This window comes from Edaphobacter paludis (assembly GCF_039993895.1).
Classification (GTDB): Bacteria; Acidobacteriota; Terriglobia; order Terriglobales; family Acidobacteriaceae; genus Edaphobacter; species Edaphobacter paludis.
This window is the reverse complement of the sequence record NZ_CP121194.1, coordinates 1,529,611-1,554,254: the sequence shown is the minus strand read 5'-3', so window position 1 is coordinate 1,554,254 and position 24,644 is coordinate 1,529,611. Positions and strand designations below refer to the sequence as shown.

The following is a 24,644-nucleotide window of genomic DNA, read 5'->3' as shown; positions in this document are numbered from 1 at the left end:
TTGCCCTTTAACTGGCCCGACACTGCCTAAGCGCTAACAAACTAAAACGATTCAGTTCGACATTGAAGCGTTTACATGACCGCAACAACGCCTGTCAATGATTTTCTGCCCTGATTCAGGAACCTCGTCCTTCTGGTCTAGGACAACCGCATACGAAGGCGTTCTAACCACGATCCCACCCTAAAATGGAAGAGATGAATCGTTAAACTAAAGCGTTTTAGGAACAATCATGTTTACGTGTCAGCCGACACTGCTGTCAAGCAAAAAGTACAAACCACCTCATCGTCGTGCCCATCCTGGCCCCGTGTAGTCTCATAAAAGGACTTATCGTACCTAGCGCACAGCGCATTTACAGGATCAACGACCATTTTGATTTCACCCCCAAAGATCGATCTCGATGCCCCGGACTGGTATGCATATCTCCACCGGGACCCTCCGCTGGAGCTGGAACTTCGGCGCGAACGATCTCGTGCCCTGCTGGCGGGAAGGCGAGTACTGGTAACTGGAGCCGGTGGGTGTATTGGTTCGGCACTGTCGCGATGGATCGCTCAGTCTGGCGTGGATGAGTTGGTTCTGCTCGACAGCTCCGAAGGCGCTCTCTACGAAATTCAGCAGGCTCTCCCTGACCTGAAAATTGCTCCGCGGCGCATCCCCGTCCTGGCCAGCGTCTGCGACCCCGTCGCGGTCACTCGACTTTTCGAGCAGCACCGGCCCGAAGTTGTCTTCCACGTCGCCGCTTTTAAGCACGTGCCATTGATGGAGAGGAATCCATTTGCCGCTATTGCGAACAACGCGTTCGGCACAGAGATCGTTGCGGATGCTGCGGCGAAATACGGCAGCGAACAGATGCTGATGGTCTCGACTGACAAGGCGGTCGCTCCCACCAGCATCATGGGAGCGTCGAAACGGATCGCTGAACTCATCCTTCTCGCTCCGCGCAGGAATGCCATCGTCATGAAGGTGGTACGTCTTGGCAACGTGCTCGGCTCTTCGGGCAGCGTAGTTCCACTTTTTCAGCGGCAGATCGCGCAGGGCGGTCCGGTCACTGTCTCGCATCCGGACGTACGCCGCTATTTCATGACGCTCGCGGAGGCGGTGGACACGTTACTCGCTGCGCTGTCTTCCGGGTCGCCTTCAGGCTTACAGGTGCCTGAGTTGGGGAAACCAATCCGTATTCTCGATCTCGCGAAGTTCTTGATCGGACAGAATGAAGTCCCGATCGTTTTCACAGAACTTCGTTCGGGAGATAAGATGGAAGAATCTCTCATTTCATCGCGTGAGTCGTACCAGGAGGTCTCGAGCCGCCCACTGCGCGCCGTCAATACCCCGACACTCTCGCCCGACGAGCTGTCAACGTCCCTAAATGCTCTTCGAGTGGCTTTACAGCAGCAAGACCTGTCCTCGCTGCTACAAGCGGTGCAGCGCATGGTACCGGACTATCGCCCAAGCCTGGGTCTCCGCACGGATTCGAGTCTAATGGTGAATGCATGAAGCGCACAATCGCGGTCATCACAAGTTCGCGTGCCGACTACAGCCATCTCTACTGGCCGCTGAAGGACTTAGCCGCGCATCCCGAGGTAGACATGAGACTGATCGTGCTTGCTGCGCATCTGTCGCCCGCGTTCGGCAACACGGTCAACGAGATCGAACAGGACGGCTTTACCATTGCCTCACGTATTGAGTGCCTTCTGAACTCAGACACTGACGTCGGTATGGCAAAGACGCTGGGACTTGCGGTACTGGGATTGACCGACGTATTAGCGCAGATACATCCTGACCTGCTGCTCCTGATCGCTGACCGCTACGAGATGCTCGCGCCCGCCAGCGTGGCCTTGACCCTGCGTATCCCGGTGGCTCATATCGAAGGCGGAGAGGTCAGCGAAGGCGCCATCGACGATGCTGTCCGCAACGCTCTCACTAAGATGGCTCACATCCACTTCACTTCTACCGATAAGGCGCGCGCACGCGTCATCAGCATGGGCGAAGAGCCGTGGCGAGTGACCCGCGCAGGCGCGCCTTCCCTCGATCACATCACGAGAAGCCCGTTGCTGACGCGGTCGCTGCTGGAGGAGGCGCTGAAGATAAACCTGAAACAAGCTCCGACCGTAGTGGCCTACCATCCCGTCACCCTATTACAGAACACTACCGAAGAGGCGGATGCGCTCTTCGCAGCACTCGCACAGATCAAAGGGCAGATCATCTTCTGCTATCCCAACGCAGACGCGGGCAGCCACAGCCTCATGCAACGCACCCATGAATTTATCCGGCAGCACACCGATGCGCACGTCTTCGTAAACCTCGGCGCTGTAACTTATTGGAGCCTCCTGAAGCAGGCTGGTCTGCTGCTCGGCAACTCCAGCAGCGGCATCATGGAGGCGGCGTCGTTCGCGCTGCCCGTGGTCAACGTTGGCCTGCGTCAGTATGGCCGCGAGCGAGCACCTAACGTGCTCGACGCTGATCCCAACGTCGATTCCATCCTCAGGAAGATCGAGACAGCGCATAGCGCTGCTTTCCGCGAATCGCTGCGCGGCATGGCGAACCCCTATGGTGACGGCCACGCCGCCGAGCGAATCGTGCGGATCCTCACCACCGTGCCCCTCGAAGGTTTACTTCGCAAGCGAGCCACTTCCATCCAATCATGACGATTCCTCTCTCCTCGCCTGACATCACCCAATCCGAGATCGAAGCCGTCACCGCCGTCTTGCGCACCTCGCGGCTCAGTCTCGGGCCGCAGATGGAAGCGTTTGAAGATGTCCTCGGAGAGTATGTCGGTGTGCCTCACGCCATCGCTGTCAGCTCAGGTACGGCAGGACTGCACCTCTGCATAAAGGCACTTGGCATCGGCGAAGGCGACGAGGTAATCGTACCCTCTTTCACCTTCATCGCTGCCGCCAACGCCATTCGCTACGAACGTGCCCAGCCTGTCTTCGTCGACATCGATGCCGAGTCATTGAACATGTCCCCATCCTGCATCGAGCAGGTGATCACGCCAAAGACACGCGCTATTCTCGTCGTGCACACCTTCGGACGCCCCGCCGAGATGGCAGCCATCATGGACATCGCCAGCCGCCATCATCTTCTCGTCATAGAAGACGCCTGCGAAGCCATCGGCGCAACCTATCAGGGACGCAAGGCTGGCTCATTCGGCGACGCCGCAGTCTTCGCCTTCTACCCCAACAAGCAGATCACGACCGGGGAAGGTGGCATGGTCGTCACCCGGCAGCCAGAGTTGGCAATGCACATCCGCGCACTACGTAACCAGGGCCGCTACGACAGCGTGGACTGGCTGCAACATGCTGAAGTCGGCTATAACTATCGTCTCTCCGAGATCAACTGCGCTCTCGGCCTCGCGCAGTTGAAGCGCATCGAGCCCATCCTGCAACAGCGGGAAAGAGTAGCCCGGGAATATCAAAAGGCACTCGCAAACATAAGCGGCCTCATCCTGCCCGCGACCGACATTCCCGACATACGTATCAGTTGGTTCGTGTATGTCGTCCGTCTTGACGACTCATTCACAGAAAAAGACCGCGATAGCATTGTCGCTACTCTAACCGGCGTAGGCATCGGCTGCGGACGTTACTTTGCTCCCATCCATCTACAACCGAGCTACGCCGCATGGCGCAATATTGCTTCCCTTCCTGTAACCGAAGCACAAGCCAGCCGCACCATCGCCCTTCCCTTCTTCAATCGCATCACCGAAGATGAAATTGCACAGGTCCGCGATACCCTGCGCAATGCACTACTTCAGATACAAAATAAATAAACACATGAGCGATCTAGTCCTGCAACCCGCCGTTGATCTGCTGGCGATGATCTCCGCCCGCAAGCTCTCGCCGCTCGAACTTGCCGAAGAACACATCCTCCAGATCAAGCGGCTGAATCCGCAGCTCAATGCCCTTATCGACTTCGATGAGCAACGCGTTCGCGCTCAAGCCAGCGCCCTCGAAAAAAGCTCGGCCCCTCGCGGCCTTCTGCACGGCCTTCCTATGACCATCAAGGCGTCCATCGCCGTAGCAGGTCATCGCTGCGAGACAGGAAGCCTTTTCAACAAGGGACACATCCCCCGCGAGGACGCTGTCATCGTCGCACGCAGCACGCAGGCGGGGGCGGTCATTCTTGGCACCACAAACTGTCCTGAATTCCTGATGGCCTACGAGACGGACAATCTCCTCTACGGCCGCACTTCAAACCCGTGGGACCTCACATGCACCGCAGGAGGCTCCAGCGGCGGCGAATCCGCAGCCATCGCCGCGGGCCTCTCCGCCTGCGGCTTCGGCAGCGACGGCGGAGGCTCCGTGCGCGAACCCGCACACTTCACCGGCATCTGCGCACTCAAGCCAACACCTGGCAGAATTCCAGCAGTCGGACATCTGCCACCTTGTGTCGGCCCGTTTTCGCTGCTCGGTGCGGTTGGCCCCATGGCTCGAACCATCGCTGACGTGTCCTTACTCTTCAATGTCCTCTCTGGGCACGCTGACGCCGACCCCACTGGCGCTCCGGTATCTCTTCAGCGCTACACCACGGAAGAATTGCGACGAATTCCCATAGGCTTCTTCGAAGACGACGACATCACACCCGTAACTCCGGAGACACGTCAGGCTATACAGGATGCAGTCCGTTGCCTGCGCAGCCAGGGTTTCCGCGTTGTGCCGTTCCGCCCTCGTGCACTCGAACAGGCACGCAAACTCTGGTGGAATTATTTTGTGCGTTGCGGAGCCATGCTGCTCAATCCCATCTTTGGAGGCAAAGAATCGCGCCTCAGCCCAACCTTTCAGGAGTTCCTCACCATCGCCCGTCAGGACCCGCCGCTCACCGGCGATGAGCTACTCACCATATGGGCGGAGTGCGACACCCTAAGAGCCATCCTGCTCAAAGAGATGCGCGAGTTTCCCATCCTGCTTATGCCGGTCTGCTCAGTCCCCGCCTTCCGCCACGGCGAACGGGAATGGAATATCGACGGGCAGCAGGTCGCCTATCTCGACGCGATGCGCTACACCCAATGGTTCAACCTGCTCGGCGCACCCGCCGCTGTCGTGCCGGTTGGGCGTTCATCCGAAGGTCTGCCTATAGGCATCCAGATCGCAGGCCGACCTTATCAGGACGAGGCCGTACTCGGCATTGCAGCGGCTATCGATCGCGACTTCGGATACCAGCCCCCACCGATGGCACGCTCCTAAACTAGTTGCACCTCAATCGTCTTTGCATCCAGATCGAGCTTCGTAATTTTGAAGCTGCGAATCTGTCCTGCGCGGACTTCATCCGTCTTGGCCGCGCTCACAGCACCGCTCTTCCAGCGCTCCTTCAACATCGAGCTGAACGCCGAAAGATCAAGCTGACCTGCAGCCGCAGGCTGTTCTTCCTTTGCAGCCGCCGCGACCATCCTGCACTTGCTGCGAATCCCTTCGCCCAGTTCTACGGTCGCATTGTCGCCAGAGACTTCAATCAGCCGTCCGGTCACCACATCGCCTTCCTTATGCTCGGCGATGTATTCATCAAGGCCGGTCGGCACAAGCTGCTTCATGCTCAGCTTGATCTGTCGCTTCTCCTTGTCGATATCGAGCACCTTAGCCTGCACCACCTGGCCCACCCGCAGCACATCCTGCGGACGCTCCACACGCTTCTCTGCGCTGATCTCGCTGACATGAATCATGCCTTCAATACCCTCGACAAGCTGCACAAATGCGCCAAACTTGGTGAGGCTGACGACCGGCCCTTCCACCGTCGAGCCAACTGCAAACTTCTCCTGCGCCTCGGCCCAAGGATCGCCGAGCGTCTGCTTCAGCCCGAGCGACATGCGCCGCTCAGCTACGTTGACGCCAAGAATCATCACCTCGACTGTCTCACCCGGCTTCAGCATGTCGCTCGGTTTGTGAACCTTCTTCGCCCACGACATCTCGGAGAGATGAACCATCCCCTCAACTCCGGGCTCCAGTTCGACAAAGGCGCCAAAGTCCGTCGCCCGCGTTACCGTACCGCGAACCCGCTCTCCCGCAACATACTTCCCTTCCACCGCGTCCCACGGATGCGGCAGAAGCTGTTTCATTCCAAGCGAGATCTTCTTGCTCGTTGCATCGATCTTCAAGACCTTCACTTCAACCTGTTGCCCCGCAGAAAGCACATCCGTAGGCTTGTTCACGCGTCCCCACGCAATGTCGCTGATGTGCAGCAGCCCATCGACTCCGCCGATGTCGACAAACGCTCCATAATCCGCAAGGCTGCGCACCGTCCCCAGCGCGGTGTCGCCTTCCTTAATCTCGGCATACCGCTGTTCCTTCGTCGAGCGCTCTTCCTCTTCAGCAACCGAGCGATGGTCGACCACCACATCTTCTTCGGCCACATCCAGCTTGATGATCCGGCAGGTAATCTCCTGCCCGACCAGCTTCTCCATCTCCGCGGCATCACGCGCTCCGCTACGCGAGCCCGGCATAAACGCCCGCGAGCCCACATCCACGGAAAGTCCACCCTTAACTACACCCGTGACAGTACCCACGATGATCGCCTTGTCGGCAAACGCCTTCTCCAACGAGGTCCAGTCCTTCGGACGCTCCACCCGCTGCCGCGAAAGCTCGTAGTAGCCCTCGGCATCGCGCCCCTTCACCGTCACCAGCAGCTTCGTCCCTACCTCGACCGTCTCATTGGCGTTCTGAAACAAAGTCAGCGGCAAAATGCCTTCGGTTTTAAAGCCAATATCGACAAACACCGATTCAGCCGAGACGGCGATGACCGTTCCTTCAAGCTGCCTGCCGTCCTCGCCCACCCGGTGCGAATGGCTCTGCTCATACTGCGAAAGAATCTTGTCGAATGACTCGTTGTTTTCGATGGTTGATTCTGCTGCCGAAACATCTGGATTGGACATGAAAAGTTACAGCCTCGCTATCACGGTGATTCCGGCTAGAATACCATTGCGTCCGCTTATCGTGCGGTTTCCGCTGACTTAGCAGAAGGCTTGCTGACCACCCTGGCATCCACCGGCGGCGTCCCGAACAATCGCCGCAAAGGCCTCTGGATCGCCCGTAAAAGCGCCCGCGCCGCCAACACAGCCACCACCAACGAGGCCACCGCAATCGAAGCCGCCACCACAGGATGATCTGTGGCAAACCACGTCAGCCCCACGGCAACAACATCTTCCGTGCTGCTCAACGCAATATTCGACACAGGCTCAGGGCTAGGAGTCACCACGGCTCGCAGTGCCGTCTTCGAGCTATGCGTAGCCAGTGCAATCGCCGCGCCCAATCCCGTAGCGATGATCTGCATCTGCGGTGAAAGCTGCGCGCTCGCATGGTAGGCAACCAACGCCGCAATCGGCACACGAACAGCAGTGTGCAGCACATTCCAAAAAATATCGAAGCCGGGAATCTTGTCCGCGACAAACTCAACGGCGAACATGATCGCGCACACCACCAGCACCCACGTATAGCCTAGTGAATCCAGCCCCGCCGGCAGCGCAACCCAGTGCGTCCGCGCCAGGATGCCAAGCGTAAGCACCGTAACATAGATATTGAGCCCTGCCGCAAAGCTGGCAGCAATCACAAGACCGGTAATATTGGCTGGCGAGAAGTCCATGTGCACGGAATTCTATACCTCTGCCGAAACAATCGCCCTTGAGGTATATATTGACCTCCAAAGCCCGAATACATTGATCAAAGAGACCCTTCCCTCCATGAAAACAGACCCAACACTGAATGAGACGTTGCATAAAACGCTGGATGAGCGGGCCAGCCACTGCTTCGGCTGCGGCGCCGCCAATCAGCAAGGACTCCATCTCGCCTTCGTTATCGACGCCACCCACCCTGATGCTCCTAGGGCCACCGCTCACGTCCAACTAACGCAACGGCACGAAGGTCCGCCGGGATACATTCATGGAGGCATCGTGGCCACGCTCCTCGACGAAGCTATGAGCAAGCTCAATCGCCCGCTCAAAGTCCTCGCCATGACCCGCCACATGGAGATCGACTACCTCCGTCCGGCACCTCTCCACCAGCCTTTGCTCCTCATCAGCCGACACCTTCGCCGCGAAGGCCGCAAGCTCTTTCACCACGCCGAACTCCAGTATCCCGACGGCTCCGTGCTCGCTCGCGGTAAGGGCCTCTTCATCATCATCGACGAGAGGCTGCTCGCCCGCGCCGGCCTCACCCAGCCGCAGATCTAAGCCTCAGCCTCTTCCCAATATCCCTGATCCTGCAAGAAATATCCATCGTCCCAGCTATGCAGCATCGTCTTGAAGAACATCCAGACCATCCGCCCGTGCCCAAGCTTCTTGAACCGCCGGTTGGTCGTCAACACCTTACCCCGCACGATCCCGAACCGCTGCCGCGCCACCCCCTTCGACAGCAGATAGTCCTCCGCAAACAGCGCCCGCTCATTGAAGCTACCCAGCCGCCAGAATGCTTCGCGGTCAAACAGCATAAACATCCCCGTAGCAAAAGGGCTCACGAACGAACTCGCCCGCTGCATCAGATTATTTCCCATATACAGTGCATCGTCGAAAAACCCGCCATGCCTGCACGCTATATTCGTCGTAGCCAGATGCAGCTCCCCTCGCCGCATCTTCGCCAGCGCCCGCCGCAGTAGCGTCGGCTCCGGCAGCTCCACATCCGCGTCCAGAAACAACACGAACCTCGTCGTCGCCAGCCGTGCTCCCGCGTTCCTCCCCACCGAAGGCAATCCTCCCGGAATCACCTCGACATTCAACTGATCGCGAAATCCCAGCGCCGCCGCCGCCGTCCCGTCGGTCGACCCCGCATCCGCGATAATTACCCTGGTCCGAGCCATGTTTTCATAGTCCTGCCTGCAAAGCGACTTCAGCAGTTTCGGCAGCATCTTCACTTCGTTCTTCGCAGGAATCACAATCGTCAACTCAGCTTCCATGTGCCCTCCGTGCGCTGGCAATACCTGACTCTCTGCCTAGTTTGACGAGATGACCCTGCACACCGCATAAATACTTCTTGAATTTTCAGCAAATCTTTCTCCCCTGGACTCATCCCCATCAACAATCTCCCGCGACTCCATCCATCGCTCTAAAACTGATAAACTTAACTTTCCCGCGAACAGCCTGAATCACCCCTCAGCGCGTCTCTCGCGGCAAGGAGATATCGTCATGGCAGACCCCACCACCAACGGCAACTTCGGCTCATCCTCCCTTCGCCTCAAGACCGGCCTGGCCGAGATGCTCAAAGGTGGCGTCATCATGGACGTCATGAACGTCGAACAGGCCCGCATCGCCGAAGAGGCTGGTGCCATCTCCGTGATGGCGCTCGAGCGCGTACCCGCCATGATTCGCGCCGAGGGCGGCGTCGCCCGCATGGCCAACCCCAAGCTGATCAAGGAGATCGTCGCGGCCGTCTCCATCCCCGTCATGGCCAAGGCGCGCATCGGCCACTTCGCCGAAGCCCAGGTGCTCCAGACCCTCGGCGTCGACTTCATCGACGAGTCCGAGGTCCTCACCCCGGCCGACGAGGTCTACCACATCGACAAACACGCCTTCACCACTCCCTTCGTCTGCGGAGCCCGCAACTTAGGTGAAGCATTGCGCCGCATCGCTGAAGGCGCAGCCATGATCCGCACCAAGGGCGAGCCCGGTACCGGCGACGTCGTCCACGCCGTCCAGCACATGCGCCAGATCGTCCGCGAGATCAAGGCCCTCACCGTCCTCGACGATTCCGAACTCTACAACGCCGCCAAGGTCCACGGGGCGCCCTACGAGCTCGTCCGCATGGTCGCCAAAGCCGGCAAGCTCCCCGTCCCCAACTTCAGCGCAGGCGGCATCGCCACGCCCGCCGACGCGGCCCTGATGATGCAGCTCGGAGCCGAGTCCATCTTCGTCGGCTCCGGCATCTTCATGAAGGAGCGCGCCACTCCGCTCGACGTCGAAAACGACCCGAAGGAGCGCGCCGAAGCCGTCTCCCGCGCCAAGGCCATCGTCATCGCGACCACCCACTACAACGATCCCCAGATCGTGGCCGAAGCCTCAGAAGCCGTCACCGGCACCATGAAGGGTCTCGCCGCAGCCGCCATCGAAGAGCGCGATCTCATGCAAACGCGCGGCTGGTAGAGCCTGCCTCTAACAACAGATGCCAAAGCGGTCACGATTCAGAATCGTGACCGCTTTTTGTGTCTTCTCTCCAAGCGCGTATCCACCGCTCACAATCTCCCTCATTATTCACTGGCGAAGCGCAAGGTCTCCGCAACGTGCTTCTGCCAGTATGGCCATTCATGTCCACCTGCGAACTCCTCGTAGATATGCGCAATGGCTTCTATTTGTAATGCGCGATGAAGTGCGCGATTGCGTTCGATCAGGGGGTCATCCACGCCGCAGTCAAAGCGTAGCTTTGGCAACTTCATGCGATGTTTTTGAAGCCAGTAGATGGCGCTCAGCTCTTCTCTTGGCCCACATTGCAGGTACTCGCCCACCGGCTCCTCGGTGAAGCTCTGCATCTCCATCACATCGGTAATTGCCGAATGAGCGGAGATTGCGCTGAAGCGATCTGCATACTTCGCACCCAGCCGCAGCGCTCCATAACCGCCCATCGACAAGCCCGCGATTGCGATCTTCGCATCTGTACACAGGGCTGACGCTGCGAGTTGCGCGATCGCAGGCATTTCGTCAACGATCCACCGTTCTGCGTCTTCGCCATGGGGCTGCGTAAGATAACCGCTGCCGTCGCGGCCAAGGCCGTCACTTGGCATGGCGATGACCATCGGCGCGATCTCACCGGCATCCATCATATGTTGGGCCGTGCGATGGACGCCGGCCTTTTGCGACCACGCCCAATGACTGCCATAAACTCCATGCAGAAGGATTAATAGTCTGTCGATCTTTTGCGCGGAGGGCACCCACACCGTTACATCGGCGCGACGGCCCAGTGCGCGGCTCTTTACGGTTGCAACTCGCAAACCCTCGCGCTCGTATGCAGGGTCGGAGAGCTCCACAGTATGGAACGATTTAATCAAAGACAAGCACTCCTTTGGAGTTGATGCCGGCGTGCATGTCCTTGAACGCCTGGTCGAGAGAGACGAGCGGGTAGGTACGGGTGACCATCGCATCAAGCGGCAGCTGCTTCTTCAGATAGAGATCGATCAGCAGCGGGAAGTCACGCTGGGGACGGCAGGAACCGTAGAGCGGATTGATGTAGGTCTTATTCCACTCGAAGAGTTCCATATCCAAAGGGACCACCTGTTCTATTCCACTGACGCCGATCGCGGTACCGCCGCTGCGTACCACGGCGAGAGGCGCGGCACCGAGTTCCGGAACTGCAGTGCACTCGAAGGCGTAATCGGCGCCGCGGCCGCCATTGAGCCGCTTCACTTCTTTCGCAGCATCGAGCAGTCCTTTGTCCTTGCGATCGGCCAGCAGCGTCTCCGTAGCACCGAACAGCGTGGCAAATTCAAGCCGCGCAGGATTGACATCGACTGCGATCACGCGCGCCGCTTTTCGGTACAGCGCGCCTAGGATCGTGCTGAGCCCGACGCCGCCGCAACCGAGCACTACGACGGTGCTGCCTTCCGCGACCTGTGCCGCATTCACCGCTGACCCGAAGCCGGTCATCACCGCGCAACCCATAATGGCGGCCACTTCATAAGGAACTCCGGAGGGAAGCTTCAGCACGGCTGCTTCGGGCACGATTGCGTGCGTCGCCATTGTGCCCAGGTTGAACGATGCATTCAGCGGCCCGCGGTCATGATGATATCGCTCATCGGGCACGGTGCCGCGGTTTTCGCAGATATTTTCGTTGCACCGCTTGCACTGAAAACAGACGCCGCATGGTATCGCCCAGTTCAACATGATGCGGTCGCCGGGCTCGAACTGCGTAACTCCCTCGCCGACGGCCAGCACCTCTCCCGCTCCCTCGTGACCAAGCACCAGCCGCTTCTTCCAGTAAAGCGAGTCCCAATCCGTGTGGCAGACCCCACTTGCTTTGATGGCGACCAGCACCTCACCGCGCGCGGGCGCGTCGATACCAATTGTCTCAATTACGAATACTCCTTCACCATCAGTAACTGCTGCGCTTACGTCCATGCTTCTCCTTTATTAGATCCGTGAGCCGGAATGTGGCTCGATTGTCCCCGCGGCGTGGCCAATAGGAGAAAATGGCCAACATGACGTATTCATGCGAGATGTCGGCGTGGATCGCCGGGAGTCAGTTTCCTTGCGGCAAACCCACATCAGCGAAGATTTCTTCCTTGCTGGACGTGTCAAGCTGGTTTCCATGTAGCGGCTGAGCAGATTTAGTCGAGTAAATAATCGGGTTCAAGGATGACGCGACCACCCCTCCGATCTCTATGCCGGGACACCAACGTTCGCTATCGGCGATCTGATTCTTGTTCTTTGGCTTGACAAGCCGCATATCTTCATCCATGTAGATGATGGTCATCACCTCGCGTGGACGATCTGTGGTGTTCGCTCCTGCGCGATGAAACGTCCATCCTCCGTGAAAACTTACCTCCCCGAGATCGAAGGCACTCTCCTCCAGTTTGAAAGTGCTGAGTGCCTGCTTGAGCGTAATCTCGCTCTCATCGCTGATCTCGAGATCGCGGCCAATCTGAAACCGATGACTCTTTTCGCAGAATGCAAGCGGTCCCATCTCCAGTGGAGTGTCCTGAAGTGGTATCCACGCGGTCACCATCTTGTCGCTCGCTACGGGCCAATAGTACTGGTCAGCGTGCCACGGGGTAATCCCCCCACCTGCTTCCTTGTAGAGGGCCTGGTCGTGATAAATACGCACGCCGGTCGCGCCCATCAAGTCAGAGGCGATGCGCGCCAGCCGTTTGCCGAAGACGAACTCCTTCACCCTTTCGGACTGAGTCCAGAGATTCATGACTTGAAGGAAGGCTTTGCCGTAGGTGCTCCGCTTTTCCATCGGGACCGCATCGGCGGACAACTCGGCGACGCACTCCGTAATGACGCGACGGTAGTCCTCCAGCAACTCCGGCGATAGCACATGCTTCAGCTTGATGTAGCCATTCTGGTTATAGAAATCGATCTGCTGCGCCGTCAAAGATAAAGGTGAATCCAGCTCCCGGTATTGGTCTTCCCTGTCCATCATCGTCGTCATCCTTTGAGTTTCGGAAATGTGATGAAGCATTTCATCAGTTACGATTGCGCAGCAGCTTGCAAATGTGTCAAGACGATATTATTGCTGGCAGCGCTATCGTACCTATGTGAAATCGACGCCCGCAAGAGGGGTGCGCATCTTTCGGTCTGATCGCCCCAATTCAAGGTGCAGTTGCGTAGAAGTTGATCGATCTCATCGAGATGCTCACCTCACTCCAGATGATCTTACCCGCCGACTAACCGGAGCTATTTTCAATTCCCGCATCAACGCAGAGGCCACGCATACAAACACCAGTCCTTGATTTCCAAGGCTTCCATCCGCATTTTGAAGGTTTGCTTCAAAATCCATATGCACATTTGGGGTTCTCAGGATCAGGTCGATGCTGCAATCTGGACATCGGCATTCAAGTCTGAGGGATCGAAAACGGTACCCGCGTGTCGGTCCTGAGAGAGAAGAACGGGACTCCCGAGAGTGAGGGGCGCAGACCGCCACTGCTTCAGGCGGAACGATCGAGTACATAGCTTCGGGCTTCCGCCGCTGCAATGTGTAGTGTTGTTTTGATGGCGGTATCGGGGTTAAGCGATATGGAGTCGATACCCTGCTCCACTAACCATTCTGCGAAATCAGGTAAGTCCGAGGGTGCTTGCCCGCAGATACCAATGGGTTTCTTTGCCAGATGTGCCGCGCGAATAGCTTCAGCTATCAGGCGCCGCACCGCGAGATTGTTTTCATCGAAGATATGGGCTACGGTGCCTGAATCCCGGTCAAGTCCAAGCGTGAGTTGGGTCAAATCGTTTGAACCGATGGAATACCCGTCGAATACCTTCAGGAACTCATCGGCTGCAACGACATTGGCCGGAATCTCACACATCACATAGATCTCCAGTCCGTTTTGCCCTTGGCGGAGCCCGTTGTGGGCCATTATTTCTACCACCTTGCGACCCTCGTCAACCGTGCGGCAGAAAGGAATCATCACTTTCAAATTTGTGAGGCCCATCTTGTCCCGCACCCTGGCAAGCGCGGCGCACTCAAGGGCAAAGCCGGGTGAGTAACGTGGGTCATAGTAACGCGACGCTCCGCGGAACCCAATCATAGGATTCTCTTCCTTCGGTTCGAATTCCGCTCCTCCGAGCAAGCCCGCATATTCATTGGTTTTGAAGTCACTTGTGCGCACAATGACCGGTTTGGGATAAAAAGCAGCAGCTATTCGCGCTATGCCTTCGCTCAAGCGGCTGATAAAGTACTCTTTCGGATCTTCGCAGTTTATCCGTCTACGAATCTCTATGACGGCCTTCGAATCTTTGAGATTAGGGAATTGTGCGAGAGCCATCGGATGAATCCCTATGTGATTCGTAACGATAAACTCAATGCGGGCGAGCCCCACTCCCTCATTAGGAATTGCCGCCAGATGAAATGCCTGGCCTGGATCACCGATGATTAACATGATTTTGGTTCGAGTCTTAGGAACGACGCTGGCATCAATCAGCTTGACGTCGAATGGTATTCGACCAGCATAAACATGACCTTCACTGCCTTCGGCGCAACACACTGTCACCTCCCGCCCGTTTTCCAGGATGGAGGTCGCATTTCCGGTACCAACGATGCAAGGGATCCCAAACTCACGTGAGACAATCGCAGCGTGTGCGGTGCGACCACCCTGGTTGGTCACAATTGCTGCCGCTCGGCGCATTACCGGTTCCCAATCGGGATCAGTGTTTTCTGCCACAAGGACATCTCCCGCTTGAACTTCCTGCAGCTTGGCAATATCTGTAATTACGCGCACCGGCCCAACAGCAATCTTTTCTCCTACGGCCTGACCGGCAACAAGTGGGGCAGGGGGTTTCGCGCGCAGTTGATAGACGGCGACGCTTCGCTTGGCTGACTTGGCCGAATGCACTGTCTCTGGGCGAGCTTGAACTATGAATAGATCTCCCGTGGATCCATCCTTGGCCCATTCAATGTCCATCGGTTGAGGCCGGCCTGCTAGCTCCGAGTAATGGTCTTCTATCAGGCAAGCCCATCGCGTTAGCTGAAGGACCTCCGCATCATTCAAACAGTACCGCTCGCGCTCAGATGGGGGTGTCGCCTCACTTTGGGTGGAGCGGGTACCATGGGCATAGACCAGCCGAACCTCTTTTGACCCTACGTGTCTGGAGATAATAGGTTCGAAATTCTGTCGCAGCGTTGGCTTGAACACCTGCCATTCATCAGGTGTTACCACGCCCTGGACCACGAACTCGCCTAATCCGTAAGAGCCAGTGACTGTTACGACATCGCGGAAACCCGACTCCGTATCCAGCGTGAAGATCACACCCGAAGTAGCAAGATCCGACCGGACCATCGGCATTACACCGACTGAGAGTGCCACCTTGAGTTGGCCAAAGCCCTGCCGAGCGCGATAACTGATCGCTCTATCTGTAAATAAAGAAGCGAAGCACTGGTGTATAGCTCGAAGCAGGGCGTCTTCGCCTCGAATGTTGAGAAAGGTCTCTGCGGCACCCGCAAAGGACGCTTCCGGCAAATCTTCTGCACTTGCCGACGAGCGGACCGCAAGCTCGACCTCTCGTCCGACGCGCTGCACCAACTCCTTATAGGCGCCTGAAACTGAAAGTCGTAGACCTTCTGGGAGCGGCGTCTCCAGAATGCTGCTTCGTGCAGCCTGTCCAGCCACAGCCAACTTCTCCAGGTCTTCAGGATCCAGATTAGAGAGAATCTGTTCCAGTTTTGACCTCAATCCGTTTGCCTCCAACAGCAGCCAGTAAGCGTCAGTAGTAATGGCAAATCCGTCCACAACACCTACACCCTTCGGTTTCAATGCAGCGAATAGTTCGCCAAGGGATGCGTTCTTTCCGCCGACCCGAGGTAAATCACTGATTCGTATTTCAGAGAAGTTCAAGATGAAGGACCGGTTCATGGTAACTCCCCCGTGAATCTGCGGAAGCAATATCTTTCGAACGATAGCGGATTCGACCAAAATCGACCGTGACGCCAGTCACATTCGCGCAGGTCCAGATTCCGCCCGCGCTGGATTACCGTGACATGAAAGAGAATGGGCCCATTGTCGTATCTGTGATATGCATCACCGCGCAGCGCGACAATTTCAGTCACTGTAATTTCAGCGCAAAGTCGAAGGTGAAAAATGTCGGATGCGTCTCTTTCTGAATCATCCCAGGTACTGCAGAACGAGGACCTGTTCGAATCGTTGATTCGAGCTTGCCAGCGTCAGAAGGCGATTCCTGTCGCCGTCTGCTGGCCCTGCAGTTCTGTATCTCTTGCGGGAGCGGTGGAGGCGGCCAGGAGCGGTTTGATACTGCCGGTACTGGTGGGGAATGAGCGAGAAATTCGGGAAATCGCCGATCGAGAAGGTCTCAATATTGAGACTTATCCGATCATGGAGGCGAATACAGAGGAAGATGCTGCGATCCAAAGTGTTGAGCTCTGCCGGTCGGGTCGTTCCGCTTCGCTGATGAAAGGCAGCTTGCATACGGATGTTTTGATGCACGCGGTATTGAAAGAACAAGGTCTCCGCACATCTCGTCGAATCAGTCACATCTTTATTATGGAAGCTCCGCTTTATCACCGGCAGGTACTCTTCATCACCGACTCCGCACTCAATATCTCCCCATCGCTCGAAGACAAGGTCGATATAGTACAGAATGCGATCGATCTCGCTCATGCCCTCGGCGTTTCGGAGCCTAGAGTTGCCATTCTGTCCGCCGTCGAAACGGTCTGTTCGAAGATGATGTCGACTGTGGATGCCGCCGCGCTTTGCAAGATGGCAGATCGCGGTCAGATTACGGGAGCGATCCTGGATGGCCCACTGGCATTTGATACTGCAGTAAGTGCAGAGGCGGCACTCCGAAAAGACCTGAAGTCGCCGGTGGCTGGAGAAGCAGATATTCTCGTTGCGCCCGATCTAGAAGCCGGAAACATGCTTGCCAAGGAGCTTGAATACCTCGGAGGAGCACGCTCGGCGGGAATCGTTATGGGAGCAAAAGTGCCGATTATCCTCACCAGTCGCGCCGACTCAGTCAATTCAAGAGTCGCATCGTGTGCTGTAGCGTCTGTACTTGTGCATCGTCCAGCAAAGGGACAGAATGCTTAAAATCCGTATTGCTCAGTGGACTGGGTAATCACGTGTCAAGACCCATAGCGCCGCCATTCACGAAAAAGCCTTGCCCGTCGCGGCAAAGTGCGGCATAAAATCTACCGCCATTACCGGCGTAGATCGTCAGCGAAATCTGGTCCACTGCCCAAAAGCTGCCGAACTGGCGAGTCTGGTTGATCGTGGGCAACCACCTCATCCTCAGAATGAGGCGGACCGGACGCGTCTCTCGTCGCACCTCAAGGAACCCAATGTATGACCGCCGGATTCCGGCCAGGCGCCTCAGGCCATTCCTTCGGATATCCCAGTACAAGAGGAGCGACCACATTATCGGTTTCCGGAATTCCCAATTCGATCTTCGTCGCGGCGAGATTGAACCAAGGCCTGGTCAATCCGATCCAGCATGTTCCGATCCCTGAGTCTCGGGCGCTTAACATCAATGAGAGCGCCGTCAGACAACAATCCTCGCTGGCCTGCTTCTCAAATGACTTTGCTGCAACAAGCACGAGTACTGGAGCGTGGTACAGCAGCGAAAGTTTAGGCGTAGCAAGAAACTGCCGTTGCTGGCCCGCTTCGGCAGTGGGATTGTGTGCGACCTTCTCAACGAGCCAGGTCTTGGCTCTATCTGAAAGATCATCAATTCGTTGCCTTCCGAGCACAACCCAAAATTCCCATGGTTGACTGTTCACTGCGCTTGGAGCCAGAATCGCTGCATCGATGAGAGATTGAACTGTTTGGGACTCTATCGGTGTGTCCTGATATTCCCGCACCGAGCGTCTATTCTGAAGAACATCCCTGAACTCCATGGCTCTACCTCGTTTGCCCGGAAATCCATTCGACACCCCATTATCAGTCGTTTTCAATCACCCTAACGGCGGATTTCACTTCAGGGTGCTCGAGGCAAGGCTGACGTGGGGTGGCGGCTGTCGGCGAGGGAATAATAGCAGATATAACGAGTCGATGCGATCCCGTTTGTAGGTAGTCATCAAAGGCTGAGTTGATCGACAACAGGATTCCAGTCGTGGTTGCTCTGACTCGGCATTATGGAAAGGTGACCTACATCACAGATTGCCGTTTGTGTTTGCGTTAGTTCTATGGAGCACGGGTCGACTCCGAAATCGCCTGATTACCGGGACCGATAGGATACTGCGTGAATAGAGACAATCTCCTTTCAGTACGCAATTTGACGGTTGCATTTGGAGATCATGCGGTTATCCGCGATCTGAGCTTCGACATACCGTCCGGTGACACGCTTGCGATTATTGGTCCAAATGGTTCTGGCAAGACAGTCTTACTCAAGGCGCTGCTACACCTGGTTCCATATGAAGGGGTCATTCTATGGCCCTCTCATGTCCGGTTAGGCTACGTTCCACAAAAGATCAGTGCTGATCGTCAAATTCCCCTACTGGTTCGTGATTTGCTTGAGGCAAAGGCGCATTATCTGAAGTTGCCACGGGGTAACATTCAGGACGTGGCTGACCAAGTGGGCATGACCACCGAACTTATGGAAACGAGTATAGGCATAGTCTCCGGAGGACAATTTCAAAAGCTTTTGATTGCAATGGCACTTCTGGGAAAGCCGACCGTCCTCTTGTTTGATGAACCTACTGCGAGCCTGGACGAACTCGAAGAAGAACGGATTTATGAATTGGTGGAGAATTTGAAGACGCAATGGGGTTTGACGATTCTTCTTGTATCCCACGATCTTAGCGTCGTCCACCGTTCGGCGAATCTGGTCCTGTGCTTGTCTAAGGGAGCGCCCTGTATCGGCACTCCTGACAAAATCCTCACGCAAGACGTTCTGACCGCTGCCTACGCCGCACCGCAGCAATATTATATGCACCGAGACAGTCATCGGGAGCCGCAGTCATGAATCACCCGCACAATATTTATGCAGTGTTGCTGACCTTATTATTCGCGACCGCGGCGGGACTCTTAGGCTGTTTCGCGCTCATGAGGCGCATGCTTCTCGCAGGAGATGTGATCTCCCACCTCGCGCTTCCCGGCCTCGGGCTCGCATTCATGTTTCATCTACATCCTTTGGCGGGGGGAGCTTGCTCGCTCCTTCTGGGAACCCTATTGATCGCGCAATTGCAGAAACGAACTGGTCTCGCAACCGATGCGACCATCGCAGTCGTCTTTGCCAGTTCTCTGGCAATCGGGGCGGCTCTAACACCCCAGGAAGATCTTGTGGATGCGTTTTTCGGGAAATTCCAACCGCTTTCCTTTTTCAGTTTTACGGGAGGGTTACTGGCGGTCTTACTTATCCTCTTCTTCATATTTCGTTTCAAAGATGAGTTGGTGCTAACTCTATTTTCTCCTGAACTAGCGGTCGCGATGGGTGTCAAAGCGAACCGTCTCAACCTATACTTCTTGCTCGTTTTCTCGCTGGTTGTGCTCATCGGCTTAAGGTTCATGGGCGCGCTGCTTGCGGGAGCTTTGATTATGCTTCCGGCAGCAACTGGACGCCAATTGTCAAATAACCTCTCGGGTTTTTTGTGGACTTCTTCTATAGCGGGAATGGTAGCGGTTGCACTGGGATTAATATCAAGCGACTATATGTTTCGAGGCCTTAGTCTTGGGCCAGCCACCACGATGGCAGCGGCTGCGCTCTTTGCAGTAAGCCTGCTGCGCAAATCAGCCTAAGATTGACGGCGTCTTTGGTTTGGCACTCTCAGCGGTTTGATCATCAACGCTGGATTCATTAGCAATGTGATTGCTGCATCGAGGATCGCGTGTCTACATTGAATGACATTGATAAGGCCTGTGGAACGTTTGGCAAAGCATTTAGAAAGCACCCTCTGAAAGTTATTCTCCGGATCACATTTGCGAAGTTTGGTCGAAACGGTTGGGGTGAAGCCCTCGCTGGCGGGCTTGGACATATAGGTTGTGATTGTCGTCACTGCGCCTATCAGCGAGAGAAGAATAGGCTTCGGGACAGTGAGTGCGATGACAACGCATATGCTTCCCGCGATCTACGATAGGCGATCCTCGATGGTCACGCCGCCGCAGATATGGCATGTTCTCGAGACACCGGAGCAAAAAGCAGCTGCGGCCGACGTAGGCTCCCGGAGCGATCCAGACCTCTCTGTGATGATCAACAACTTTTGCGAAAATCTTGTCTTTGAAAGACAGGAAGATATGGCGCAGAAAGGCGAGGCGTTGTTGAACACCAGCGAAGACGACGGGCTGAATGGTGAGCAGTTTGACCTACACGGTCGGAGCATGTTCTGTCGTCGTCTTTGGTGAAGTACTGAAGGCATTCTTCAATCGATTTATTAACATAGGGCAGGTATATGCAAAGCGAACGAGAACGGGCACATATCGACTCCTTTTATCACCTGTCGAGGGAAGCTGAGGCCGAACAATTCTGTCAGGGCACAGCCTGCTTTGTCGCCCGTCATCTGAACCCGGGCCGGTGGACCGAAGCTATACATCAGGATCAGCGCGTATATTGCCTGGGTAATTGCTTTGTGGCGCCGGCGGCGAGCAGCGATGTTGTTCGTCCGCAAATGTCAGGCCATTTCCGCGAGTCTATAGCCCTCGGAGACATCCTAGACGGACCATGCCGGTCCTTTGCTGCGTATTCTGCGTTAGGGGGCTACCAGGCGCTTGAACACGCACTGGATGGAACGAGGGATGCACTTCTCGAGACGATGGAGCTTTCAGGCTTACGCGGACGTGGGGGTGCAGGTTTTCCAACCGGGAAGAAATGGCGTGCGGTTGCCGCACAATGTGCTCCTGTGAAATATGTCGTCGCAAACGCCGATGAAGGAGACCCCGGAGCCTACATCGACCGGTATCTGATTGAAGATATTCCGCATCGCTTGATTGAAGCGATGGCTATCGCCGGATACGTGGTTGGTAGCGCGAAGGGATATATCTATTTGCGAAAGGAATACCCCCAAGCTTGTGCAGTCATGAAACAGACACTTGTAGAGGCGCATCGAGAGGGCGTTCTGGGAGACCGTATCCTCCGGAAAGACTTCACTTTCGACATTGAACTGGTCGTTGGTCGCGGTAGTTATGTATGTGGGGAAGAAACAGCGCTTCTTAATTCCATCGAAGGCTGCAGGCCGGAGGCGCGGCTGCGACCACCCTATCCCTCTGAAGATGGCCTCTTCCACAAGCCCACCTTGATCAACAATGTTGAAACACTTGCGAATGTCCCATGGATCGTTCGTCACGGAGGAGATGCATTCCGCAATCTGGGTTTTTCCAACAGCCAAGGCACTAAAGTACTTTCGCTCAACTCTTTGTTTCGTTCTCCCGGTCTGTATGAGGTCGAGTTCGGTACCAGTGTCCGCCAGATCGTAGAAAACCTAGGCGGTGGCTTAAGAACTGGGAAGCCGATAAAGGGTGTAATTATCGGGGGGCCACTTGCGGGCATCATCCCTCCGCACCTGTTTGACACTCCCCTGGGGTTCGAAGAACTTGCAAGCATTGGGGCGAGCGTAGGACATGGTGGAGTGCTTGCGTTCGATCAGCATACTTCGATCGCTGAACTGGTTCACCATGTCTTCGATTTTGCTGCCTTCGAATCCTGTGGCAAATGCACGCCATGCCGATTAGGAAGTCGAGAAATTGAGCAGATGTTTCGGCGAGTCGTCGAAACTGGGCAGACCTCCGCACGCGAAAAGCTGGGACTCCTTGAGATTACATCTGCTTTGGAGATGACCAGCCTCTGTGGATTTGGAACCGGACTAGCTGAATTTGCTAAGAGTGTGTTGCGTTACTACGCGGAGGAGTTGGAATCTTGCTTCAGATAGCCATCAACGGCCAGCTGCATCGTTTTCAAGAGCGCCTCACCATCCTCGATGCCTTGCGCTTCGTGAAGATTGAGATACCAACCTTATGCTATGACGAACGGATGAAACCTTTAGGTGGCTGCCGGCTGTGCATCGTGAAAGCGAATGGTAGTCCTCACCCCGTCATTGCTTGCAGTACGCAGATCTCCGATGGCATGGTAATCGAAACCCATACGCATGAAATTGAGCAGTTACGACGATCACTTCTGCAGCTTCTGGCACATCGGTATCCGGCGGATTTCGTGCGAGAGTTTCCGGATAAGGAATTTCATCGCCTGATTCGGGCATACGGTCTTGAAGAGGAGTGCACGGGAAAGACCTCACCCGAACTGATTGACGAGTCGAATCCGTATATACGTGTAGACATGTCGCAGTGCATTTACTGTTATCGTTGCGTGCGGATCTGCGAAGAGATGCAGGGACAATTTGTCTGGAAGATCTGGAACCGTGGAGATGCCGTCCGGATTCTTCCCGACTCAGAAACCAATCTACGGGAAAGCTCGTGCGTGAGCTGTGGTGCCTGCGTGGATACATGTCCCACTGGAGCGCTGGAAGATAAGAGCGTCTTATCCTTGGGAGCTGCGAGCAATTGGACGAGGACCACCTGTGCTTATTGTGGAACCGGCTGTGAAATGAACGTGGGCACACGGGAGGGCCAGATCGTTGTGATCAGACCGGTGCAAGATGCTCCTGTGAGCCGGGGACACCTCTGTTCCAAGGGACGGTATGCCTTCGATTTCGTGCATGCTCAGGACCGGGTCACCCATCCGATGATTCGCGTAAACGGCTCTTGGCAGCCGGCATCCTGGGACGAGGCAATTTCCTTTGCGGCAGGCGCGCTAGGGCGCATCGTCGCGCGGCATGGCTCCGCCAGCGTTGGCGTCCTTGGGTCCGCGCGGGCAACCAACGAAGAAAATTATCTGGCTCAGAAATTCGCGCGAACTGTTCTCGAAACGAACAATGTCGATTGCTGTGCACGCGTTTGCCATGCCCCTACTGCGGCAGCCATGAAGCTAATGTTAGGCGCGGGCGCCGCCACGAATTCGTTTGACGATATTGAGCGAGCGCGCACCATTTTGATCTGTGGAGCAAATCCCACGGAAAACCATCCCATTCTAGGTGCGCGGATAAAGCAAGCAGCCCTGAATGGCACGCGTCTGATTGTCATTGATCCGCGCAAGATCGAGCTGACACGGTATGCGGCGTTACACCTGCAGCTTCGTCCAGGAATGAATATTCCACTTCTCAACGCGATAGCGTGCGCGATTCTCGAGGAGGATATACAGGATGAGGAATTTTTGAACGAGCGGGTTTCCCAATTTCAGGAATTTCGGCATTTCATTCAGGAGTGGACCCCTGAAAGGGCAGCACTTTTGTGCGGAGTAGAAGCGCGTAAAATCCGCGAAGCAGCGCACATCTACGCCCGGGAGAAACCTGCCATGTGTATTCATGGCCTGGGTGTAACTGAACACATACAAGGCACCGAAGGTGTCATGTGTCTCGTGAACCTTGCGCTTTTGACCGGAAATATCGGCAAGCCTGGCACCGGCATCAACCCGTTGCGCGGGCAGAATAATGTTCAGGGTGCAGCTCATATGGGATGCGATCCCGGCACTTTGACGGGCTCCATTCCCATCAAGGAGGGGAGCGACTTGTTTGCAACCGTATGGCAGAGGCCGATCCCGACACAGCAAGGCCTCAATCTGCTCGAGATGATGGACGCCGCCGAGGAAGGACATTTCAAAGCATTATGGGCTATCGGTTATGACATCTTCTTAACGAATGCCGACGCGCACGCGACGCGGCGCGCACTCTCGCGCCTGGAACTCGTGATCGTGCAGGACATGTTTATGAACGAAACAGCGAAGGAATTTGGCAGCATCTTTCTGCCTGCTGCTTCGTCGTTTGAAAAGACAGGAACATTCATGAATGCTGAAAGACGTATACAGCGCGTACGAAAAGCGATTGAGCCTGTCGGCGGTTCCAGACCTGATTGGGAGATTATCTGCGACCTCGCTCGTGCCATGGGGAAAGGAGATCTTTTCAGCTTTCGTTCCCCGGAAGAAATCTGGAATGAAATTCGCTCCGTGTGGAAGGCCGGAGCTGGGATAAATTATGAACGTATGGAATATGGTGGTCTGCAGTGGCCATGTCCTGCAGAAGATCATCCTGGCACGCAGATACTTCATAAAACGACATTTTCAACCGGCACACAAGCAGCACTCCGCCTAGTCGACTACAAGGTGCCCGAGGAATCTGCTGACGATGAGTACCCTTTCATTCTTAATACCGGCCGGACTCTCTATCAATTCAATGCCGGAACCATGACTGCACGCACCCCTAACTCGCTGCTGTGCGGCGGGGACTTTCTGGATATCTCAACCCAAGATGCTCAACGCCTAGAGCTATTCGAAAGCGAGCTTGTACGAGTCCGGAGCCGTTACGGGGAAGCGGTGCTTCCAATTAGAATCACCGATTCAGTTGCTCCCGGAGAGCTTTTTGCCAGCTTCCATACTCCGCACGTCTTCTTGAACTTTTTGACCGGCCCACATCGCGACAAGTTTGTTGATACGCCGGAATATAAGCTCACTGCCGTACGGATCGAACGTTATTCCGGTCTGTGATTTCTGAAGGGGACAAAAGTAGTGTGTGCAGCTAGGGAAATACGCCCACTTCCCC

The 24,644-nt window shown here is 55.9% G+C and carries 21 protein-coding genes; 12 read left to right on the top strand and 9 right to left on the bottom strand.

What is annotated here, in order from left to right; all coding sequences use genetic code 11:
* The first annotated feature begins 369 nt into the window (after window positions 1-369).
* From P4G45_RS06405 to P4G45_RS06390, 4 genes are read left to right on the top strand one after another with little or no spacing between them, the layout of a single operon-like run.
* Window positions 370-1,491, top strand: coding sequence for a polysaccharide biosynthesis protein (locus P4G45_RS06405; RefSeq protein WP_348268841.1), 1,122 nt, complete (start codon window positions 370-372; stop codon window positions 1,489-1,491).
* Window positions 1,488-2,642 (top strand): UDP-N-acetylglucosamine 2-epimerase, encoded by a 1,155-nt coding sequence (neuC, locus tag P4G45_RS06400; RefSeq protein ID WP_348268840.1) that lies wholly within the window; start codon window positions 1,488-1,490, stop codon window positions 2,640-2,642. The genes P4G45_RS06405 and neuC overlap by 4 nt, the downstream gene beginning before the upstream one ends.
* Window positions 2,639-3,763, top strand: coding sequence for a DegT/DnrJ/EryC1/StrS family aminotransferase (locus P4G45_RS06395; RefSeq protein ID WP_348268839.1), 1,125 nt, complete (start codon window positions 2,639-2,641; stop codon window positions 3,761-3,763). Before neuC ends, P4G45_RS06395 begins: the two co-directional genes overlap by 4 nt.
* 4 nt (window positions 3,764-3,767) lie before the next feature.
* Entirely contained in the window at window positions 3,768-5,177 is a 1,410-nt protein-coding gene (locus P4G45_RS06390) for an amidase (RefSeq protein ID WP_348268838.1), read from the top strand.
* On the opposite strand, the gene P4G45_RS06385 is transcribed toward P4G45_RS06390, so the two are convergent.
* Both P4G45_RS06385 and P4G45_RS06380 read right to left on the bottom strand, forming a co-directional pair.
* Window positions 5,174-6,856 carry a 30S ribosomal protein S1 gene (locus P4G45_RS06385; protein ID WP_348268837.1) on the bottom strand — a complete coding sequence of 561 codons (1,683 nt, stop codon included), beginning with the start codon at window positions 6,854-6,856 and terminating at the stop codon, window positions 5,174-5,176. The genes P4G45_RS06390 and P4G45_RS06385 overlap by 4 nt on opposite strands.
* A gap of 56 nt (window positions 6,857-6,912) precedes the next feature.
* Window positions 6,913-7,563, bottom strand: coding sequence for a DUF4126 domain-containing protein (locus tag P4G45_RS06380; protein WP_348268836.1), 651 nt, complete (start codon window positions 7,561-7,563; stop codon window positions 6,913-6,915).
* A 97-nt stretch (window positions 7,564-7,660) separates the two neighbouring features.
* Here P4G45_RS06380 and P4G45_RS06375 point away from each other — a divergent pair, with 97 nt between their 5' ends.
* Window positions 7,661-8,149 carry a PaaI family thioesterase gene (locus P4G45_RS06375; RefSeq protein ID WP_348268835.1) on the top strand — a complete coding sequence of 163 codons (489 nt, stop codon included), beginning with the start codon at window positions 7,661-7,663 and terminating at the stop codon, window positions 8,147-8,149.
* Here the strand turns inward: P4G45_RS06375 and P4G45_RS06370 are convergent.
* The gene (locus tag P4G45_RS06370; protein WP_348268834.1) at window positions 8,146-8,868 is read right to left on the bottom strand and encodes a glycosyltransferase; all 723 of its coding nucleotides are present in this window, start codon (window positions 8,866-8,868) and stop codon (window positions 8,146-8,148) included. The two genes, P4G45_RS06375 and P4G45_RS06370, sit on opposite strands and share 4 nt — an antisense overlap.
* 229 nt (window positions 8,869-9,097) lie before the next feature.
* On the opposite strand from P4G45_RS06370, the gene pdxS reads away from it, so the two are divergent.
* Window positions 9,098-10,051, top strand: a complete 954-nt coding sequence (pdxS, locus tag P4G45_RS06365; RefSeq protein WP_348268833.1) for a pyridoxal 5'-phosphate synthase lyase subunit PdxS — start codon at window positions 9,098-9,100, stop codon at window positions 10,049-10,051.
* Between the two features lie 104 nt (window positions 10,052-10,155).
* Here the strand turns inward: pdxS and P4G45_RS06360 are convergent, their stop codons facing one another.
* From P4G45_RS06360 to ppsA, 4 genes are all read right to left on the bottom strand, one after another.
* On the bottom strand, window positions 10,156-10,950 hold the full coding sequence (locus P4G45_RS06360; protein WP_348268832.1) for an alpha/beta hydrolase-fold protein: 795 nt from the start codon (window positions 10,948-10,950) through the stop codon (window positions 10,156-10,158).
* Complete coding sequence (locus tag P4G45_RS06355; RefSeq protein WP_348268831.1) at window positions 10,943-12,016, bottom strand: alcohol dehydrogenase catalytic domain-containing protein; 1,074 nt, start codon at window positions 12,014-12,016, stop codon at window positions 10,943-10,945. Before P4G45_RS06355 ends, P4G45_RS06360 begins: the two co-directional genes overlap by 8 nt.
* 121 nt (window positions 12,017-12,137) lie before the next feature.
* Entirely contained in the window at window positions 12,138-13,043 is a 906-nt protein-coding gene (locus tag P4G45_RS06350; protein WP_348268830.1) for a phytanoyl-CoA dioxygenase family protein, read from the bottom strand.
* Window positions 13,044-13,548: 505 nt separating this feature from the next.
* Entirely contained in the window at window positions 13,549-15,966 is a 2,418-nt protein-coding gene (gene ppsA, locus P4G45_RS06345) for a phosphoenolpyruvate synthase (RefSeq protein ID WP_348268829.1), read from the bottom strand.
* A gap of 225 nt (window positions 15,967-16,191) precedes the next feature.
* On the opposite strand from ppsA, the gene P4G45_RS06340 reads away from it, so the two are divergent.
* Window positions 16,192-17,157, top strand: a complete 966-nt coding sequence (locus tag P4G45_RS06340; RefSeq protein ID WP_348268828.1) for a bifunctional enoyl-CoA hydratase/phosphate acetyltransferase — start codon at window positions 16,192-16,194, stop codon at window positions 17,155-17,157.
* Between the two features lie 28 nt (window positions 17,158-17,185).
* Here the strand turns inward: P4G45_RS06340 and P4G45_RS06335 are convergent, their stop codons facing one another.
* Together P4G45_RS06335 and P4G45_RS06330 are read right to left on the bottom strand one after the other, a co-directional pair.
* Window positions 17,186-17,347, bottom strand: coding sequence for a hypothetical protein (locus P4G45_RS06335; RefSeq protein WP_348268827.1), 162 nt, complete (start codon window positions 17,345-17,347; stop codon window positions 17,186-17,188).
* A 49-nt stretch (window positions 17,348-17,396) separates the two neighbouring features.
* The gene (locus P4G45_RS06330) at window positions 17,397-17,963 is read right to left on the bottom strand and encodes a nitroreductase family protein (protein WP_348268826.1); all 567 of its coding nucleotides are present in this window, start codon (window positions 17,961-17,963) and stop codon (window positions 17,397-17,399) included.
* 344 nt (window positions 17,964-18,307) lie between these two features.
* Between P4G45_RS06330 and P4G45_RS06325 the strand changes: the two genes are divergently transcribed.
* The 5 genes from P4G45_RS06325 to fdhF all read left to right on the top strand — a co-directional run bounded on the left by P4G45_RS06325 (window position 18,308) and on the right by fdhF (window position 24,589).
* Window positions 18,308-19,030, top strand: coding sequence for a metal ABC transporter ATP-binding protein (locus P4G45_RS06325; RefSeq protein WP_348268825.1), 723 nt, complete (start codon window positions 18,308-18,310; stop codon window positions 19,028-19,030).
* Window positions 19,027-19,803, top strand: coding sequence for a metal ABC transporter permease (locus P4G45_RS06320; RefSeq protein WP_348268824.1), 777 nt, complete (start codon window positions 19,027-19,029; stop codon window positions 19,801-19,803). The genes P4G45_RS06325 and P4G45_RS06320 overlap by 4 nt, the downstream gene beginning before the upstream one ends.
* A gap of 315 nt (window positions 19,804-20,118) precedes the next feature.
* On the top strand, window positions 20,119-20,406 hold the full coding sequence (locus P4G45_RS06315; RefSeq protein WP_348268823.1) for a hypothetical protein: 288 nt from the start codon (window positions 20,119-20,121) through the stop codon (window positions 20,404-20,406).
* 47 nt (window positions 20,407-20,453) lie between these two features.
* Window positions 20,454-21,926 carry an NADH-ubiquinone oxidoreductase-F iron-sulfur binding region domain-containing protein gene (locus P4G45_RS06310; protein ID WP_348268822.1) on the top strand — a complete coding sequence of 491 codons (1,473 nt, stop codon included), beginning with the start codon at window positions 20,454-20,456 and terminating at the stop codon, window positions 21,924-21,926.
* Window positions 21,914-24,589, top strand: coding sequence for a formate dehydrogenase subunit alpha (gene fdhF, locus P4G45_RS06305; protein ID WP_348268821.1), 2,676 nt, complete (start codon window positions 21,914-21,916; stop codon window positions 24,587-24,589). Before P4G45_RS06310 ends, fdhF begins: the two co-directional genes overlap by 13 nt.
* Window positions 24,590-24,644 lie beyond the last annotated feature (55 nt).

Excerpts from the sequence above, each read along its gene's own strand:
- neuC (WP_348268840.1), top strand. The coding sequence starts at position 1,488 with ATGAAGCGCACAATCGCGGTCATCACAAGTTCGCGTGCCGACTACAGC.
- P4G45_RS06395 (WP_348268839.1), top strand. The coding sequence starts at position 2,639 with ATGACGATTCCTCTCTCCTCGCCTGACATCACCCAATCCGAGATCGAA.
- P4G45_RS06390 (WP_348268838.1), top strand. The coding sequence starts at position 3,768 with ATGAGCGATCTAGTCCTGCAACCCGCCGTTGATCTGCTGGCGATGATC.
- P4G45_RS06385 (WP_348268837.1), bottom strand. The coding sequence starts at position 6,856 with ATGTCCAATCCAGATGTTTCGGCAGCAGAATCAACCATCGAAAACAAC.
- P4G45_RS06380 (WP_348268836.1), bottom strand. The coding sequence starts at position 7,563 with ATGGACTTCTCGCCAGCCAATATTACCGGTCTTGTGATTGCTGCCAGC.
- P4G45_RS06375 (WP_348268835.1), top strand. The coding sequence starts at position 7,661 with ATGAAAACAGACCCAACACTGAATGAGACGTTGCATAAAACGCTGGAT.
- P4G45_RS06370 (WP_348268834.1), bottom strand. The coding sequence starts at position 8,868 with ATGGAAGCTGAGTTGACGATTGTGATTCCTGCGAAGAACGAAGTGAAG.
- pdxS (WP_348268833.1), top strand. The coding sequence starts at position 9,098 with ATGGCAGACCCCACCACCAACGGCAACTTCGGCTCATCCTCCCTTCGC.
- P4G45_RS06355 (WP_348268831.1), bottom strand. The coding sequence starts at position 12,016 with ATGGACGTAAGCGCAGCAGTTACTGATGGTGAAGGAGTATTCGTAATT.
- P4G45_RS06350 (WP_348268830.1), bottom strand. The coding sequence starts at position 13,043 with ATGATGGACAGGGAAGACCAATACCGGGAGCTGGATTCACCTTTATCT.
- ppsA (WP_348268829.1), bottom strand. The coding sequence starts at position 15,966 with ATGAACCGGTCCTTCATCTTGAACTTCTCTGAAATACGAATCAGTGAT.
- P4G45_RS06340 (WP_348268828.1), top strand. The coding sequence starts at position 16,192 with ATGTCGGATGCGTCTCTTTCTGAATCATCCCAGGTACTGCAGAACGAG.
- P4G45_RS06330 (WP_348268826.1), bottom strand. The coding sequence starts at position 17,963 with ATGGAGTTCAGGGATGTTCTTCAGAATAGACGCTCGGTGCGGGAATAT.
- P4G45_RS06320 (WP_348268824.1), top strand. The coding sequence starts at position 19,027 with ATGAATCACCCGCACAATATTTATGCAGTGTTGCTGACCTTATTATTC.
- P4G45_RS06315 (WP_348268823.1), top strand. The coding sequence starts at position 20,119 with ATGCTTCCCGCGATCTACGATAGGCGATCCTCGATGGTCACGCCGCCG.
- P4G45_RS06310 (WP_348268822.1), top strand. The coding sequence starts at position 20,454 with ATGCAAAGCGAACGAGAACGGGCACATATCGACTCCTTTTATCACCTG.